The organism is Nostoc sp. GT001 (genome assembly GCF_030382115.1).
Lineage (GTDB): Bacteria > Cyanobacteriota > Cyanobacteriia > Cyanobacteriales > Nostocaceae > Nostoc.
In genome coordinates this window covers 3,497,085-3,513,521 of sequence record NZ_JAUDRJ010000003.1, presented here as the reverse complement: position 1 = coordinate 3,513,521, position 16,437 = coordinate 3,497,085, and the positions used below count along the sequence as shown (strand labels likewise).

General features: G+C 39.8%; 17 protein-coding genes and 2 pseudogenes. 11 read left to right on the top strand and 8 right to left on the bottom strand.

The window, feature by feature from the left end; genetic code table 11:
• The first annotated feature begins 431 nt into the window (after nt 1–431).
• Complete coding sequence (gene hpf, locus QUD05_RS18075) at nt 432–1,079, top strand: ribosome hibernation-promoting factor, HPF/YfiA family (protein ID WP_289797283.1); 648 nt, start codon at nt 432–434, stop codon at nt 1,077–1,079.
• 239 nt (nt 1,080–1,318) lie between these two features.
• Here the strand turns inward: hpf and QUD05_RS18070 are convergent.
• Nucleotides 1,319–1,687: pseudogene (locus QUD05_RS18070) on the bottom strand (sensor histidine kinase); the annotation flags it as partial.
• Nucleotides 1,688–2,121: 434 nt separating this feature from the next.
• Here QUD05_RS18070 and QUD05_RS18065 point away from each other — a divergent pair.
• From QUD05_RS18065 to QUD05_RS18045, 5 genes are all read left to right on the top strand, one after another.
• Nucleotides 2,122–2,286 (top strand): hypothetical protein, encoded by a 165-nt coding sequence (locus tag QUD05_RS18065; protein WP_289797281.1) that lies wholly within the window; start codon nt 2,122–2,124, stop codon nt 2,284–2,286.
• Between the two features lie 58 nt (nt 2,287–2,344).
• Entirely contained in the window at nt 2,345–2,548 is a 204-nt protein-coding gene (locus QUD05_RS18060) for a helix-turn-helix domain-containing protein (protein ID WP_289797279.1), read from the top strand.
• Nucleotides 2,549–2,599: 51 nt separating this feature from the next.
• On the top strand, nt 2,600–3,550 hold the full coding sequence (locus QUD05_RS18055) for a reverse transcriptase family protein (RefSeq protein WP_289797277.1): 951 nt from the start codon (nt 2,600–2,602) through the stop codon (nt 3,548–3,550).
• 76 nt (nt 3,551–3,626) lie between these two features.
• A complete protein-coding gene (locus QUD05_RS18050) occupies nt 3,627–3,878 on the top strand; it encodes a hypothetical protein (protein WP_289797276.1) in 252 nt (83 codons plus the stop codon).
• Nucleotides 3,844–4,212, top strand: a complete 369-nt coding sequence (locus QUD05_RS18045) for a type II toxin-antitoxin system PemK/MazF family toxin (protein ID WP_289797275.1) — start codon at nt 3,844–3,846, stop codon at nt 4,210–4,212. The genes QUD05_RS18050 and QUD05_RS18045 overlap by 35 nt, the downstream gene beginning before the upstream one ends.
• 108 nt (nt 4,213–4,320) lie before the next feature.
• On the opposite strand, the gene QUD05_RS18040 is transcribed toward QUD05_RS18045, so the two are convergent.
• Nucleotides 4,321–5,019, bottom strand: coding sequence for a DUF305 domain-containing protein (locus QUD05_RS18040; RefSeq protein ID WP_289797274.1), 699 nt, complete (start codon nt 5,017–5,019; stop codon nt 4,321–4,323).
• 295 nt (nt 5,020–5,314) lie between these two features.
• Between QUD05_RS18040 and QUD05_RS18035 the strand changes: the two genes are divergently transcribed.
• From QUD05_RS18035 to QUD05_RS18025, 3 genes are all read left to right on the top strand, one after another.
• Nucleotides 5,315–6,889, top strand: coding sequence for an adenosine deaminase (locus QUD05_RS18035; protein ID WP_289797273.1), 1,575 nt, complete (start codon nt 5,315–5,317; stop codon nt 6,887–6,889).
• 352 nt (nt 6,890–7,241) lie between these two features.
• The gene (locus QUD05_RS18030; protein WP_289797272.1) at nt 7,242–7,463 is read left to right on the top strand and encodes a DUF4327 family protein; all 222 of its coding nucleotides are present in this window, start codon (nt 7,242–7,244) and stop codon (nt 7,461–7,463) included.
• Between the two features lie 495 nt (nt 7,464–7,958).
• Complete coding sequence (locus tag QUD05_RS18025) at nt 7,959–8,816, top strand: sulfurtransferase (RefSeq protein ID WP_289797271.1); 858 nt, start codon at nt 7,959–7,961, stop codon at nt 8,814–8,816.
• A gap of 398 nt (nt 8,817–9,214) precedes the next feature.
• On the opposite strand, the gene QUD05_RS18020 is transcribed toward QUD05_RS18025, so the two are convergent.
• Nucleotides 9,215–9,406 carry a hypothetical protein gene (locus QUD05_RS18020; RefSeq protein WP_289797270.1) on the bottom strand — a complete coding sequence of 64 codons (192 nt, stop codon included), beginning with the start codon at nt 9,404–9,406 and terminating at the stop codon, nt 9,215–9,217.
• Nucleotides 9,407–9,955: 549 nt separating this feature from the next.
• On the opposite strand from QUD05_RS18020, the gene hypA reads away from it, so the two are divergent.
• Entirely contained in the window at nt 9,956–10,297 is a 342-nt protein-coding gene (hypA, locus tag QUD05_RS18015) for a hydrogenase maturation nickel metallochaperone HypA (RefSeq protein ID WP_289797269.1), read from the top strand.
• A gap of 15 nt (nt 10,298–10,312) precedes the next feature.
• On the opposite strand, the pseudogene QUD05_RS18010 reads toward hypA, so the two are convergent.
• Together QUD05_RS18010 and QUD05_RS18005 are read right to left on the bottom strand one after the other, a co-directional pair.
• Nucleotides 10,313–10,884: pseudogene (locus QUD05_RS18010) on the bottom strand (Uma2 family endonuclease).
• A 115-nt stretch (nt 10,885–10,999) separates the two neighbouring features.
• Complete coding sequence (locus tag QUD05_RS18005) at nt 11,000–11,638, bottom strand: peroxiredoxin (protein WP_094348143.1); 639 nt, start codon at nt 11,636–11,638, stop codon at nt 11,000–11,002.
• 436 nt (nt 11,639–12,074) lie between these two features.
• Here QUD05_RS18005 and QUD05_RS18000 point away from each other — a divergent pair, with 436 nt between their 5' ends.
• On the top strand, nt 12,075–12,788 hold the full coding sequence (locus QUD05_RS18000; protein ID WP_289797268.1) for a hypothetical protein: 714 nt from the start codon (nt 12,075–12,077) through the stop codon (nt 12,786–12,788).
• A 2-nt stretch (nt 12,789–12,790) separates the two neighbouring features.
• On the opposite strand, the gene hpsP is transcribed toward QUD05_RS18000, so the two are convergent.
• The 3 genes from hpsP to hpsN all read right to left on the bottom strand — a co-directional run bounded on the left by hpsP (nt 12,791) and on the right by hpsN (nt 16,213).
• Nucleotides 12,791–13,963, bottom strand: a complete 1,173-nt coding sequence (gene hpsP / locus QUD05_RS17995) for a hormogonium polysaccharide biosynthesis glycosyltransferase HpsP (protein ID WP_289797267.1) — start codon at nt 13,961–13,963, stop codon at nt 12,791–12,793.
• A 3-nt stretch (nt 13,964–13,966) separates the two neighbouring features.
• Entirely contained in the window at nt 13,967–15,142 is a 1,176-nt protein-coding gene (gene hpsO / locus QUD05_RS17990) for a hormogonium polysaccharide biosynthesis glycosyltransferase HpsO (RefSeq protein ID WP_289799999.1), read from the bottom strand.
• A 90-nt stretch (nt 15,143–15,232) separates the two neighbouring features.
• Nucleotides 15,233–16,213 (bottom strand): hormogonium polysaccharide biosynthesis glycosyltransferase HpsN, encoded by a 981-nt coding sequence (gene hpsN, locus QUD05_RS17985; RefSeq protein ID WP_289797266.1) that lies wholly within the window; start codon nt 16,211–16,213, stop codon nt 15,233–15,235.
• Between the last annotated feature and the right edge of the window lie 224 nt (nt 16,214–16,437).

Genomic DNA, 16,437 nt, shown 5'->3' with positions numbered 1-16,437 from the left:
ACAATAAGGAAGAATGTACTGGCTGATGACTTNNNNTATCATTGTTTGCATTTCAAACAAAATCAAACTTCNCACAAAGCATGTATTCTTGAGCAACAGCAAGCAAACCTCAATCGAACACAGAAGGAGCAACTATCAACAGTTCTGCAAGCATTCCTTTAAAGGAAAAGGTAGTCATAGGAGCTACAATTAGATTTCCTCAACTCTTGAGTGCTAATTGGATATACAATTAGACATCAGCGCAGATATGAGGAGGTAAATCAAGGGTATACTTGACTATTCCTCAGATGCAGCAAGCTGAGAGACAGCTTAACAGCAGTAGATACAATATAGTTCACAATTTGTTTTGGCGGGAGTAATAAACCTTACCGCAATTTCTTTTCATACAAAGCAAATTCACACATCCAAAATATTCAGCGGGAGAGTATTACATGAAGCTTGTCATCCACGGCAAAAATATTGAAATCACCGATGCGATTCGTGAGTATGTACATCAAAAGATTGAAAAAGCAGTTAGTCACTTTCAAAGCATTACAAATGAAGTGGATGTGCATCTTAGCGTCGCTCGGAATCCCCGAATTAATCCAAGACAAGCAGCTGAAGTAACTATTTATGCTAACGGTAGCGTTATTCGTGCCGAGGAAAGCAGCGAAAGTCTATATGCCAGCATTGACTTAGTTGCAGATAAAATTGCTCGTCAACTGCGGAAATATAAAGAACGGCGTCAAGACCAGAAAACTCATGCTCTACCAACAGAAGTAGTTGTTGCAGAGTCGATAGTAACAGATTTAATTGGCGATCGCACCGCCGAATTGCCCAACGAAGTCGTCCGCACTAAATATTTTTCCATGCCGCCGATGACTGTTGCAGAAGCCCTAGAACAACTGCAACTCGTAGGACACGACTTTTATATGTTCCATAATTCTGAAACTGGAGAGATTAATGTAATTTACGAACGTAACCACGGCGGTTATGGTGTCATCCATCCCCGCAATGGTAACGGAAATACTAACGGCAAAAATGGCAAGGCAAGCCATACTAATATAGTCATGCCAGAAAAGTCCCATTCTAGTAAATAGGCACTGGGAATAGGGAGATGAGGGGAGCAGCACTTCGGCTCCCTTCCCTACGGGACACTATGCGTAGCTTGCTTCCCCGGAGGGGTACGACTTCGGCGAGGAGAAGTTGCACCTGCATCTTCCACTGAGAAAGTATAAAGATGAAGGACGAAAAGGCTTACTTGAAGTCAAATATGCGCTAGGTAAAGTTCCGCTCATTAGTGGACTTATTTAGCGCAGTTTCATAAAGAATTAGTATTAGCGATTGCTAATCCTAATCCAGAACCACCAGTTTTACGAGAGCGTAGGCCCAGCCCGCCGTAGGCATCGCTATTTACTCAGTAAAAGCGATCGAAAATCCGAGTCAGTTCTTTATGTGGAATACCAATACCTGTATCTTGAACCTGAATTACAGCATAATTTTCACTATGGTCTAAGACAACAGTCACCTTTCCAAATTGTGGCGTGTATTGAATTGCATTGATAATTAAATTAGAAACCAGACGATAAAGCTGGTCAGAATCACCTACGATATTTAGAGGTTGCTCGACTCGGATTGCAGATGTCAGTGTCACTTGAGCAGAAAAGGCGATCGCTGCAAATTCCTCTATTAAGTCACTGACAATATCATACTGCGCTCGCTAAGCGCATCATAATTCTTCAAATTTAGTTCGCTAATAGCGAACTAAATTCTAATAAATGTGCTACACTGTGTTCAGTCAGGTTAAAGGAGACAGTTGCCACTTACTGGATCATTCTGTGATCCGAGGAAGATGCTTTATCATCTTCTACCGTGTTTCCTGGGAAAAAAACAGTGAAAAATACCTTAGAAAACATACGATAACACGAACAATTGTAAGTATCTTATGTGAGTCTACATTATGATGTGACAACTAAAGAATTACCACTGCTATAACCCAGTACACAACCGCAGTCTAAGCAATTTAGCTGTGGCAAGTATAGGGGAGGATTAAAACTGCCGTTCTCCGGGTTTGTTTGCGGCAACACTTATTTACATCACTGTGAGTAAGTGCAAACACCCTATTATAAGGAGATGTCTCCGATGGAGAATCCAGAATCTGACAAACGGCAGAAGCAGTCTAAAAAGCGTAAATACAAGCAGTGCCTGAAATGGCTCCGCAAACCTCAAACGCTCCGTCTGCTATTTCAACTCGGCCCAGTCATCTTCAACTTATTGAAATGGCTGATTGAGCTTTTGCAGAATTAGACTGCTAAATCTTCTATAGAACCCCTCTTCAAAAACCTCTAACCAAAGGAGGTTAGACATGCTAAGTGAAGCTCTGAGACTAATAAGAGTATTCCATGACCTAACACAGAAAGAACTTGCAGAGAAACTAGGCATATCCAAGTCATATCTCTCGGAAATTGAGTCGGGTAAAAAAACTCCAACATTTGATTTGCTGAACCGATACTCAGAGTTTTTTGATATACCTAAGCATCCTCAATCATGTTTTTTTCGGAAAGCTTAAACAAGGATATAAAAACAGAGAAATTAAGGACATTCGTATCCTCTAAGATTCTTGCCATTCTTAACTTCATTGCTGAAAGGTCTGGTCATTCTTATGCGGAAGAGTAAATATGCAAGATACGAATTAGACCAGTCGCCTTTTTACTGTTTGAAATCTAAGGCAAAACTTGCAAAGCTTTTGTATGTTAGTCAAATTAAGCTTAAATTGCTGACTAACACAGAGCATTTGTATGCAGAGTCGGACATATTCGATCCAGAGAGAGGAAAAAGCCGTCGTTTTGAAAAGCCAAGACAAGACCTCAAACGTGTCCAAACGCGGATTGAAGACCTTCTGAAGCGAATTAAGGTTCCAAACTACATACATGCTCCTGCAAAAGGGCGTTCCTACATCACTAATGCTAAAGCTCATGTAAATTCCAGAGAAGTAAGGAGTCTTGACATTGAAAAATACTTTCCTTCTACACCAGCCAAGCGTATTGATTGGTTCTTCCGTAAACAGATGAAATGCTCTTCAGATGTCGTTGACATTTTAACCAAGCTCTCAACTTTCAAAGATCATCTGCCAACTGGAAGCCCATCGAGTCCTATACTTTCCTACTTTGCACATATAGATATGTGGGAAGCAATCAACGAAATTGTTGATTTGGCAAATTGCACTTTGACTGTCTACATAGATGATGTCACAATCTCAGGTGATCGTGTTCCAGGTGAGTTGATTGGGCAGGTCAAAAAGCAGTTTCATCGTTACGGATTACGTAGTAACAAGAAAAAGGAAAAGCATTATATTGGCAAAAAATCATACGAAATTACTGGAATTATTGCTACAAATGAAGGTGAGTTAAAAATTCCTAACCGACAGCATTTAAAGATGCATCGATGTCGTCAATTGCTTAAATTAGGTATTAGATATGAAAAAGGAAAAGATATCTTTAAAAGGTTAAAAGGTTTAAAAGCACAAATGCAACAAATCATAAAAGCAAATAACAGTAGTATAGAAATATGACTAAATATTTTTAATCAGAAGGAAATTGTTGCCATAAGCCACACTATTTAACTATTCACAAGCAATAAGGTTAAAAATGCTGAATAATATTGAAGGCATCTATCGTAATGGTCGAGTGGAACTCACCGAACAACCCACTGATATAGATGAAGGAACGCGAGTGATTGTGACTTTTGTGAGGTCGAATGAGATTGACCTAGCTTCTCAGGGAATTAACAAAGCGCAAGCTGAGATTTTGCGATCGCATTTAGCAACCTTTGCAGATGATTGGGATAGTCCAGAAATGAGTATCTATGACAACTATGACGCAGCCAAAACAAACTTTTAAGCGAGGTGATGTTGTTCTGGTACTATTTCCAAATTCTAACCTGACTACTGCCAAAACACGACCTGCTCTGATTGTGCAAGCAGATAATTTGCAGACAGGTTTGCCCCAAGTTATCGTTGCTATGATTACCAGCCAGATGTTTCGAGCAGGATATCCTAGCCGTGTAACTATACTGCTAAGTTCATCAGAAGGAAAACAATCCGGGCTTTTAGCAGATTCAGTAGTAATGGCTGATAACTTGGCAACAATTACACTTTCCGCAATTTATCAAGTAATTGGCTCACTACCAACAGCAAATATTGACCAAGCATTGAGAGATACACTTGGATTGTAGTGAGAACTAATGCAGCATAACATAAAACGCCCGTCTACTTTTTTGCCATCAATGTCTACAAGCATTTTCACTTGATATTGACCTGAAAACTTTATTACGAATTACAAATTACTTGTTGTACCAAGCTTTTCGCCACTGTTGCATTTGTTTAATCTCTATATCTTGGGCTTTGATAATTTCTTGGGCTAATTTCTTGATTTCAGGGCGTTTAGACTTGCTTAAGGCATCTTTTCCCATTGTTACAGCCCCTTCGTGGTGAGGAATCATCGCATTGATAAAGCGCAAATCAAATTCAGCATCGGCTGCACCTAAGTCTTGACTCATCATCATAGTTTGCATCTGGTCAGGCGACATCTCCATCATGTGACCCATTTGGCTGTTGTAAGCCATTGGTTTATCTCCCGCTTTGGGATACCAAGCTTGTCGCCACTGCTTCATCTGAGTGATTTCTTGGTTTTGTGATTTGATAATATTGTCTGCTAATTTTTTGATTTCAGGACGTTTTGATTTCTGCTGCGCAACATTCGCCATTTCCACAGCCCCTTGATGGTGCGGTATCATAGCGTCAATAAATCGTAAATCAAAATTAGCATCGGCTGGGCCTAAATCCATGCCCATACTGTGATTCATCATGCCACCACCGTGGTTCATCATCTGCTTGTCTTTAGCATTGGCGGCGGTTGCCTTTGCTGCTTCACTTTGGTTTTGGGAAGCAGTACCAGCACAGCCTGTAATTAACCCACCTGCTGAAGCGATCGCAGTAAAAGTTAGCGCTAAAAAGCCATTCCTTAAAAATAGCAGTTGCATAAATCTTACCTGATATGTTTCTAATTCTAATGATCTAATAATCTAATGAAATTTAGATGAAATTTAAAGTACCTCGATGGTTAGGGTATGCGATCGCCCGATGAGCAAGGCTTTCTGAGTAGCGAACAAAAAATGTTAAAGAATGATAAGTTCTGATTGGATTAAATAAAATTAATTCATACGTATCTATCTTAGGTTATAGTTTATCTAGCTTATAAAGATTGATAGTTGATGGTTTTGAACAGCATAATAACTACACTCATAATGGCCATGTTTTACAAAAAAATAAATATATATGCATAGACGAGCGCAATTATATTATTTCTTTTTAGGAGTATTAACGACTTCTAGCTGTTTGATCTTCAGTGTAGCAGCCCAAGTCCCATCTAATTCGCAGCAGTCCTCGATTCGGAGTGAAACTGAAACTGCTAGTTGGTTTGAAGCCCATCGCACACAGCCAGGCGCTTTACGAGCATTTGTACAGCGAATGCCGAAGGGAGGAGATATCCACAGTCATCTAAGCGGGGCTGTGTACGCAGAACACTATCTGGAGTGGGCTGCCACCGATGGGTATTGTGTGAATCCAAAAGCGGAGGCTTTAGTTGAACCTAAAGCTTGCGGTCAGGACAGTAGCTATTTTCCAGCCTCAGAATTGTTCAACCGAACATCTGTTTATGATTCCCTAATAAATCGTTGGTCTACTCGTAACCTCCAATTTACTGGAAAATCAGGACACGACCAATTTTTTGAGGCTTTTAGTGGTTTTGGGCCAATATCAGACTCTATGAGCCGTCGGGATGATATGGTCGCGTCAGTAGCAAATCGGGCAGCTTCGCAGCATATTACCTATCTAGAGTTAATGCTTACCGTTCAGGGCAGTGAGGTTCGACAGCTAGGGCGTGAAGTTGGTTGGAATAAAGATTTGCAAGAGATGCATAGTCAATTGCTCAAACGAGGATTAACCAAGCTAGTGACACTCGGCAACCAGCAATTTGCACAGTTGGAGCGCGAAGTCTCGAAAACGCTCGGTTGCGGCACTCCATCGGCACAGCCTGGATGTGCAGTGACGGTGCGCTATTTGCAGCAAACGACAAGAACAAAGTCGCCCGTTGAAGTGTTTGCTCAGTTAGCTTATGCCTTTGCACTAGATTCATCAGATTCGCGGGTAGTTGGCATCAATCTTGTTGCCCCAGAAGACAACCCGATTGCACTGCGCGACTACACCCTGCAAATGCAAATGCTGCAATTTTTGAAACGCCAATATCCCAATGTCAAGGTCGCGCTCCATGCCGGAGAGTTAACACTGGGGTTGGTTCCGACAGAGGATTTACGTTTTCATATTCGGCAAGCTGTAGAAGTGGCACAGGCATCTCGCATCGGACATGGCGTAGGTATTTTTTTTGAGGAGCGTCCCTTCGAGTTGATGGAGCAAATGCGGCGACGCGGCGTATTGGTCGAAATCTGCCTGACCAGTAATGAGGTCATTTTGAATGTTCAGGGAGATCAGCATCCTTTTAGGGAGTATTGGAAGGCTGGAGTACCAATGACCCTTGCTTCCGATGATGAAGGCATTTCCCGCATCGATTTGAGTCATGAGTATTTGTTAGCAGCAACGAGATATGGGCTGGGATATAAAGACCTCAAGCGACTGGCTCGCAATGGCTTAGAATATAGTTTCGCTCCGGGAAATAGTCTCTGGAAGTCGCCTGAGTTTAAGGCAATGGTTTCAGCTTGTGCAAGCGATACCCCTGGTGAAACCTCTGTTTCTCAAGGGTGCAGTGCCTTTTTGAACAAAAGCGATCGCGCGCGGATTCAATGGCAGCTAGAGTCGGAATTTGCTCGGTTTGAGTCATTGCAGAACTGGCTTTGATGGACTTTCACGAAAAATGTAGAGCAACAAATTATTTGACCGCAGCGACAAATTAGTAGTGAAGTTTTTCATACCTGCAAGCTTTACTGCAAACAATACCTTTGCCAAAATTTTCTAGACTCTTATTTTGGCAAAGGTATTGTTCATGAGAAAGGCATTGTCATTTTCCAAGTAAGTGGGCTTTGATTATTGTGAAAAATTATACTTACAAAGTCAAGATTGTTTAGGAATAAACTTATGTATCATTATTCTCATTTTCACAATTTCCTCAAATTCTTTTGGTAAGTTTAAGGTAAAGCCAAAGCATGAATTGTTCTGGTTTTGCAGAACTTAAATAGCTGGGAGAAAAGTTATGGATACTGCTGTCAAATATGACATAGAAGTTATTAAAGAAGAAGCGCGCCAACTTATTCACAAAGGACTTGTAAGACGTAACCAGCCAATTTATGCTTTGTGTCAGTACATTCCTGGTCGAGATTGGATTTGTGTTGAGCTTGAGCTAGAAGAAAATGACTTTTTACTCAGAGATAAGATTATCGATCTATTGGGTCGTGAAGACTGGATTGAAGATTAAAACAAAAGTGTAAAGCTAAAAATGTAACAGTGTTGCTTGAGTAATAATTAAGTGAGAGCCAATTTCGGCGTTACAGAAAAGTGGGATGAATTGGGGCAAGCAGGGGAGAATTTTGGAAGTTGCTAAATCATTCCGCAAATATGCAACGCCAATTTTATTTAATGCTATTTCAACAGTGTCGCAACTAAATCTTCTGCGATCAGATGTTTAGGTGCTTGTGGTATTTTCGGGATGAGTATTGGTGCATTGCTAGCGATCGCATTCTTGCGGTTAGAATTCCTAAAGCTGCCGAAAAACTGCGCCGCTTGTTCTAAATAAAATTTGGCGAGAGTAATTTATTTAGAATTCAGAATTCAGAATTCTTATTTAAAAACAAAACATCCATAAAAGTTCTCTAATAACATTTAACATTCATTCTTCTGTAATTTGCATTCCAAAATGTAAATCTACCAACGGCGATAATGCCTAATGGTACAATAACAGAAGCATGAAAGCGTGAAGACGAAACTCCTCATTTCTCCTCAACAACTCACATCAATGCTAGGAGAAAAATCATCACAGACTGTCATTATCGATACGCGAAGTCAAGAAGATTATGCTATTTGTCATATTTCTCAAGCCATAAATATTAGAGATTTTTTCACCTATCTTTTAGAGAATTCGTCCCCAGCAGGATTAAAGGAATTGCAAGAGCATTTTGCAGAAATCATGAGCAGGGTAGGAATATCTGGTGCAGAACAGTTAATTGTTTATGAAGATGCTTTAAATAAAGGTTATGGTCAATCTTGTAGAGCAGCTTTCTTGCTGAAATATTTGGGCTGCACTCAGGTATCTATTTTACACGGAGGATATAGAGCATGGCTTAAGGCAGGATTACCTACTACCGATGAAGTACCGAAGCGTGAAAGCAGCATATTTAGATTGCATCCCAATGCTGACATAATGGTGACTACCACCGAGATGTTGCAAGCAATTGAGAATCCAGCAATTATTAAATTAGATGTGCGCGATCGCAACGAATGGCTTGGGTTGAGTTCTTCTCCTTACCATCCTGATTTTTGTCCCCGCAAAGGTAGAATCCCTAACTCTGTATGGTTAGAATGGCATCATCTGATGAATTCTGAATCGGAAATCCCTACGTTCCGATCGCCAGATGAAATCCGAGAAATTTGTCAGTCAGTGGGTATTACTTCCGAGTCCATTGTGTACATTTACTGCTTTAAAGGTTCAAGGGCTGCGAATACATTAATAGCCCTTGAAGAGGCGGGAATTTCTGCTAGAAATTATTTCGGCTCTTGGAATGAATGGTCTCGTGATTTTTCACTACCAATTGATAGTAGAGTCATGCAATGAGCGTATAAAGCAATACGCTTGGCTTAAGAATGTGAGTAGAATTATTACGTCGCTACAGTGCAAATACACTTTAACTTAAGCGCGATCGCTAAACAGTAAGTATGTAGGCATAAATAAATTTATTGTTTGTAGTAAGGACTTTAGTTCTGATAATCCTTGCTCTGAGGGATAAATCGCTCACTACAAACTAGGAGTTTATTTTATATTTAATTATGTCTACCTACTTATTACCAAACTAGTATTATTTAATGCCCAAGTATCCATTTGAGCATACTGTTTTGCAAATAGGTAGCCATCTGCATCACTCAAAAAGCTCATAATAACTCATTGACAATACGTGACGGCTCTGAATTATTTACCCATTGATTCTGACTGCTAAATTCTGAATTATTCTTCAATCAAACATCAACATTTATCTGTTCTATCTGTCTAGCGGCTTTATCCCAAAGCTTTGCTGAAGTCTCATCTTGCCAATGAGTTCTCAGATGTTCCGCTTTTTTGTGACATATTCGCTCTAACATTTCTAATATTGCAGATAATGTCAATTTATTAATTAATGATTCTAAAATCTCCATATATTCTTTGTGCATGATATTTGCCTCCTTAACGTCATCTAATATATGCTGACAAAACCCACTTGTTCTTAACCTGTATATTAAGATTTGTTGCGGAGTGGTACTAATATTCTGCCAGCTTCTATATGCAGTTTAACCTATTTTGAATACTCAATTTTGAGAATTTATTTTTAATAGATGAAAAAATTGTTTAATTCAAATATTTCCTCACAAGTTCCTCAAGTTTTTTATCTAAATTAAAAATAGGGTTGGATAACTAAAAAGTATGAATTGTAATGCGATGGCTTCTCTACGAGACGCTACGCGAACGCCCGCCGTAGGCATCGCAATTGGTTACGGTGATGCAAGTTTTAGCGTCCGAAAATTCCCATGTGCAAGTACAATCGCTCTTACCTAACTCTTCCAATGTTATCGCTGGACATACCGCGTCAAGCCCTGTAGGTCATTGACGGTACCAGGAGTGAACTTTGAATTGGGTGAAAATCTATCACCTCTTGCTGAACAAGGAATAGAGATAGCAATTGATCAAATAAACCACTTAATCAAAACTGCGAGGAAAGAATTATGCATGAAGTTGGCATGATGCAAAATATTCTTGATGCTGCTGTTAAACGAGCTAAAGACGAAGGCGCTCAACACATTCGTTTAGTACAAATGCGAGTGGGTGAGGCATCTGATGTAGTGCCAGATTCTTTGGAGGTTGCCTTTGATGTTGCCAAAAAAGGAACAATAGCGGAAGATGCCAAACTGCAAGTAGAGAATGTCCCTGTTGTTTGTTATTGCTCGAATTGCAACATGGAATTTCACCCGACTAGCGAACTGAATGAATGTCCAGAGTGTCACCAAGCTTATTGTGAAGTGCGTCAAGGCAACGAGTTTGAACTAGCTTTTCTAGAAGTGTCTTGATTCATCGCCTGAATCTTACCAAACTTTACTCATATTCAAAATAAACCCAGGCAACACCAACTCGCCATTCACACTAGTAGGATTATCTAAACATTCTTCTGGCAATCGAGGACGATAAATATAAACTTTACGCTGCTTACGGTCAATCAACCAGCCTAACTGTATTCCTGGCTCATTCATATATTCCTCCATTTTTTCTTTCAAAGTCTGGAGGTTGTCGCTAGGAGATTTGAGTTCAACTACAAAATCTGGACAAATGGGTGCAAACTTTTCCTGTTGTTTTGGAGACAGAGAATTCCACGGATTTAAAGTAATGAGTAAGGAGTAATGAGTGGATGAAAAATGGGTATTTACTCATTACTTATTACTTATTACTTATTACTCCAGAATCACCGCGCCTTTAGGTCGGTGAAGATGTCAACTTCTCGGTTTCCTGTCTCTGAACCAGTAGGAGGCATAATTACCAATTCTCCAAATTTATTTCGCTCAATGCGTAAGTCACGATTCATTTGACAGAAATCAAAAAATTGTTCGTCTGTCATTTGCATTGATGACGGAATTTGCAAAACCAAAGGGGATGAGAACATAGGGATTTCCTCCAGGTTCGGATGTTAGCCCACTGACTATATTCTCACGCAAAAAAACAAAGACGCAAAGTTATATCTTGGCGTCTTTGTTTTTTATCAGAAATCATTCTCAGATTTACTTGTTAGGCTGAGGAGTCATCCGCAGATAAGGTTTGATTTCCTCGTAACCTTTGGGGAATTTCTGTTTGAGTACTTCTGGATCTTTCAGTGAGGGGACAATTACAACATCCTCTCCATCTTTCCAGTCGGCTGGTGTCGCCACGCTGTAATTATCAGTCAATTGCAGAGAATCAATCACCCGCAAAAGTTCATCAAAGTTGCGTCCCGTGCTGGGAGGATAGGTGAAAGAGAGACGGAGTTTCTTGTTGGGGTCTATTACAAAAACCGATCGCACTGTCACAGCCGCATTAGCATTAGGGTGAATCATGTCGTACAGATCGGCAACCTTGCGATCTGCATCTGCCAAAATTGGGTAGTTAAGGGTGGTGCTTTGAGTTTCTTCAATGTCTCCCACCCAGCCTTTGTGTGATTCTACGTCATCAACGCTGAGTGCGATCGCTTTGACATTGCGTTTGTCAAATTCTGGTTTGAGCTTGGCAACTGTGCCAAGTTCTGTTGTACAAACAGGTGTAAAATCAGCAGGGTGAGAGAACAGCACAACCCAGCTGTCACCTGCCCATTGGTAAAAATCGATGTCGCCGTGTGTTGAGGCTTGCGTAAAGTTGGGTACTGTGTCACCTAGACGGAGAGCCATGAGAGATTCCCTGTAGTTAGAAAGGCATATATATTCTAGTATGCCATCATGACATAAAACCCCTATTTCCCAATCGGACTTTAGCAGTTTGAAACAAAATTTTAGGTTGTCAGCGCTCTCGGATAAAGGACGAAAGAGAGGTAAAGCTATTGACTAAAGTACATATATATGCATTTAATTAATATGTTTTTCCTACAGGTTTTTCTTTACATAAAGAATTGCAAGTATCAGGGTGATATCTGACTACAAGCCATTGCACCTCTTGGCTTGTTGAGTTGCAACATTTCCACATTATTGCAGAATTACAGGAACCTTTATTGGCATAGATACAATATTTTGATAAGTTTCCAACCTGTTAAAATTTTAATTTTTGTAACGTAATAATTGCGAATAAAAACTACAAATATATTTATTATTTTTGAATTATGAATTACTTATGATGATAGTAATCTTTTTGGTGATTGGTGTTATCCTTAGCACAACTGCAAGTTTTGTTTTTAGAGTTCCCTGGTTGATGCCGATTTTAGGTGCTGCTGTCCCCTATCCAATTTTCTTTTCACAAGTACGTCGTCAACAATATAAAAGTGCTTTTTGGTGGATGTTACTGTGGGGAGTTTTGCAGAGTATTACTGTAATGATAGGAACAACAATCGCACCAGAAACAGCAGCAAAAGTTATCCTGCGTGGACAATCATACACTACAGAGATGTTGCACTGGATTCGCACGGGAGAAGGTATGGAAGGTTCACTCAATTTATTTTTACCAAACCATTTATTGCACTACGGAATTTTTTGTATTCTTTGCATTGTAACTATTAGTAGCATGGCATTGATATTCGGCACTTGGATGCTGAACTACATGAATTTTTATGTTGCAGAATTAGTAAAATTTAGTGCTAAACCCTGGCTAGCAGCTATTTTAGGGTGGTATCCTTGGTCACTTATGCGGATAATCGGGTTTATCGCCACTGGAGTAGCTTTAGCTGCATTGGGATTGAATTTAATAACTCGCATCAGAGGCGAAGTTCCAAAGTCTCCCTTTCCGAAAACTTATATGTTGATTGGAATTGGTTTTGTGATTGCGGATATCGTTGTCAAAGCGGTTCTAGCACCTATTTGGCAAAAACTGCTGTTATCTGCATTGGGTTAAATTTATTTGTTCGTCAGAATTTTTTGGTAGGCTTGGATTGTTTGCTTTGCGATCGCATCCCAGCTAAAATTTTCCAAGGCATATTTTTGGGCATTTAATCCCCGTCGTTGGCGTTCTGCGGGATTTTGCAAAGCCTCTTGCAGTAACTCTACCAATGCTTGCACATTTGTTGCACCTACCCAACCCGACTCGCTATCACGTATCTGTTGACAAATATGCACTTGGTCAGAAATGACTACAGGTACACCTGCAACCATCGCTTCAGCTACAGCAATCCCAAAATTTTCGTAGTAGGAAGGTAAGACAAATAAATCGGCCGCTTGTAGTAAACTAACTTTGAGTTCACCAGTGACAAAGCCCGTAATTGTAGTGTGCGATCGCAGTGGTGAATTTTGAATTTGGGATATTATCTTTTGTTCGTAATCTGGATCTTGAGGATTTGTCCCAGCTAAGACAAAATGAAACTTATAACCAACCGCTAACAGCTTCTCTAGCGCCGGAATCAACAAATTCAACCCTTTTTTTGGGTCAATTCGTGACATAAACAGCACCATTGGTACATCTTTTGGTAGTTCTAACTGACTACATACATTTTTAATAGAAGATTGACGGGGAATCACACCCAAGGGAATCACCAAATCTGGTGTAGATACTCCAAATCGTTCTGATATTTTAGCTTCTTGGTCGCTGGTAAAATGAATTGCTGCGGCACTAGCTAAATTTTGACGTTCTATAATTGCAACATAAAGCTGTTTCAATTGCTTTTTCTTCTGTAAATCAGCCGGATCGAGAGTACCCAAAGGACGGAAAATATAAGGTAGCTTTTGCTGACGACAAACAAGAGCAGCAGCACTAATTATTGGCGAGAATAAAGCGTGAATGTGTGCTATGTCAAACTCGTGAGCATGACGTTTTAACCAGTTTAATAAATCGAGGGAAAATTTGTAGCGACGAAATGGGGCGCAACGAAAGTAAATGATTTCATAGCCATCTTGTTTAATTGGGCGATTTAAAGGGACATCCAGAGGTGTTTGACCATTATCGCCATTACTATCAGTTGTGAGAATTGTAACTTCTGCTCCCTCTTTTACTAACGCTGGAGCTAATCCAAGTACCATTTGACTCGGCCCACCGTAAATTAGAGAAATTGAGGGAACAATTTGTAATATTTTCATTTTTTATTTGCTCATGACCAACTCTTGATAAAACTCTAATTGCTGTTTAGCCAAAGCTTTATTTGTATATTGAATCATTGCTTTTTGATAACCCATTTCACCGAGAGTATGAGCAAAATCTGGTTTATCCATTAATTGAACTAAGCAATTAGCAAGAGCTTGAACATCACCTTCAGGAAAAACTAAGCCAGCATCACCAATTACATAGGGAATTTCACCAGAATCAGAACCAATCACAGGAACTTGGCAAGCCATCGCTTCAATTAGCACATGACCAAATTGCTCTTTCCAGCCAGCAGAAGTTAAGGTTTTAAACTTATAAGTTGTTTCTGAAGGTAATACTAAAGTATTCATTAAATTGATATAACTTGCAACCTCGTCATGGGGAACACTTTCTATCAAAATTAATCGTTCTTTAATATTATTTTCTGCCGCAATTTTAATTAATTCACTTTGCAACTCTCCCCGTCCCAATAACAGTAATTTCCAAGGTTTATTTTTCAAAGTAGCTAAAGCTTGTAAAAGCGTTAGCAAACCCTTTTCTTGGACAAATCGCCCTACAAAACCTACTACAAAATCCTCTTTTTCAATACCCAACTTAGCTGCTAACTCTGGTTGACCTTTGGGAGTAAATAAACTTTCATCTACACCCAGTTGTGGCATGACTTTAATTGCACCTGTATATCCCCGTTGCCGTAAAACCTCTGCTCCATCCTGATTGCCAGAAATAATACCGTGGCTGTGGTTGAGGTTATATTTTTCTAATAAAGAAATTGGTAGTTTCAGTTCATAAGGAAGATTCCACCAGGTAAAAAATACATTTTTTGCCTTGAGTCCTAATAGCTGATTTAAGGCAATCATTTGAGTATAAGCCAATGCTCTAGAACCTTGTTCAACTTGGATGATTTCGGGGCGAAATTGTTTGAACAAAGATATCAAATCAGCGCCAAATGTAAGAAGCCCCTGATGATTTTGACTAAAATTAGAAACTGGAACTATTCTAAATCTGCCTTCATCACGGTATTCAGTTTCAATAATTCTGTTTTGTACACCGCCTGGTTTCCAGCGCTTTGGGACTACAACTGTCACTTCAATGTCAGGTTCTAGTTGAGATAAAGCGCGTAATTTCTCACAGTTGAGGTCTACGATATAAGTGTGACTAGCAACTAAGATTTTCATTGTCATTTGTCATTTGTCATTTGTCATTTGTCCTTCACTAATTCCTAACTATTAACTCTTAACTCCTAACTCTTAACTCTTAACTCTTAACTAAACTTGTTTATCCAATCGACTGTAAATTTGACCATCGTTCCATAGTGATTGGATGACAGTACCCAAAGCTTTGAAAAAACCCAAAATGTAGAAAATCCCGCGAGTGGCAATTTTGATGGGGGAACCGCTTTTGTGACAAGGTGGGCGTCCGAGAACGTGACAGTCAAATAAACGACCATATAAACGCAAAGCTTGAGTCACAGTCAGGTTTTTCAGCCCTAGCAGGAAATGGTTGTGATAAAAGGTGAGTTGATATTTTAGCGATCGCATACTAATATCATGACAACCCCCCGTTTCTTCGCCTAAATGCACCAAATGGGCCTCTGGGTCGTACCAAATCTTATATCCCGTCTGTCTCACCCGCAAACAAAAATCTGACTCTTCACGTACTGCACTCCCGCCAAACCTCTCATCAAACCTCAATCCATACTTAGTAAAGATTTCGCGGCGAAATGACATATTACAGCCCCTCGCTGTCAGCACTTGTTGGGGTTTGATGGTATGTACCAAATCAATATGATACCAAGCAATTCCTGGGTCCATAGCTTCGGGAGGCAGATATTCAATCTGTAAATCTCCTCCAGAATCACCTAATTTCATTCTGTCAAAGACCCGACCAGCAACAGCCCCCACCTCTGGGTTTTGCACATAATTTTTCGCATGGGCTGCTAACAATCCAGGGGTTAACTGAACATCATCATCAATAAACAATATTATTTCACCAGATGACCGCCGGACAGCATAATTCCGCGCCCCTGGCAAACTTGCCCAATCTAGACGCAACCATTTAATTTTACCTGCATTTGCCATCTCTTCTAGATAGGCTTGAATTTCTGGTTGATGTTTTGCGGTTTGGTCAACAACTAAAACTTCAAAATTTGGATAGTCCTGTTTTAAGACATCCACAATGCTATCGCGTAACGCTTCCTCTCGTCCGTAGGTCGGGATAACTACAGTAACTAATGGCGAATTATTCATAATTTTTATTAAGTAATTTTACTACCTATATAATAATAGCCTTGTAGAAATTAATTTTCATGAAATTCAGTAAGCGGCTATTGCTTTAATTTACATACTGTATGATCACGGATTTTGGAAAACCTCACTTTCATTCCTCTCTCTGACTACGAAATTGCTTACCCATCAATAAGTATCATCGAAAAATAAGTGTATGGCGAGAATTTCAAGGTAGGTTTGAAATA

Coding starts and splice junctions, on each gene's coding strand:
- hpf (WP_289797283.1), top strand. CDS start 432: ATGAAGCTTGTCATCCACGGCAAAAATATTGAAATCACCGATGCGATT.
- QUD05_RS18065 (WP_289797281.1), top strand. CDS start 2,122: ATGGAGAATCCAGAATCTGACAAACGGCAGAAGCAGTCTAAAAAGCGT.
- QUD05_RS18060 (WP_289797279.1), top strand. CDS start 2,345: ATGCTAAGTGAAGCTCTGAGACTAATAAGAGTATTCCATGACCTAACA.
- QUD05_RS18050 (WP_289797276.1), top strand. CDS start 3,627: ATGCTGAATAATATTGAAGGCATCTATCGTAATGGTCGAGTGGAACTC.
- QUD05_RS18045 (WP_289797275.1), top strand. CDS start 3,844: ATGACAACTATGACGCAGCCAAAACAAACTTTTAAGCGAGGTGATGTT.
- QUD05_RS18040 (WP_289797274.1), bottom strand. CDS start 5,019: ATGCAACTGCTATTTTTAAGGAATGGCTTTTTAGCGCTAACTTTTACT.
- QUD05_RS18035 (WP_289797273.1), top strand. CDS start 5,315: ATGCATAGACGAGCGCAATTATATTATTTCTTTTTAGGAGTATTAACG.
- QUD05_RS18030 (WP_289797272.1), top strand. CDS start 7,242: ATGGATACTGCTGTCAAATATGACATAGAAGTTATTAAAGAAGAAGCG.
- QUD05_RS18020 (WP_289797270.1), bottom strand. CDS start 9,406: ATGCACAAAGAATATATGGAGATTTTAGAATCATTAATTAATAAATTG.
- hypA (WP_289797269.1), top strand. CDS start 9,956: ATGCATGAAGTTGGCATGATGCAAAATATTCTTGATGCTGCTGTTAAA.
- QUD05_RS18005 (WP_094348143.1), bottom strand. CDS start 11,638: ATGGCTCTCCGTCTAGGTGACACAGTACCCAACTTTACGCAAGCCTCA.
- QUD05_RS18000 (WP_289797268.1), top strand. CDS start 12,075: ATGATGATAGTAATCTTTTTGGTGATTGGTGTTATCCTTAGCACAACT.
- hpsP (WP_289797267.1), bottom strand. CDS start 13,963: ATGAAAATATTACAAATTGTTCCCTCAATTTCTCTAATTTACGGTGGG.
- hpsO (WP_289799999.1), bottom strand. CDS start 15,142: ATGAAAATCTTAGTTGCTAGTCACACTTATATCGTAGACCTCAACTGT.
- hpsN (WP_289797266.1), bottom strand. CDS start 16,213: ATGAATAATTCGCCATTAGTTACTGTAGTTATCCCGACCTACGGACGA.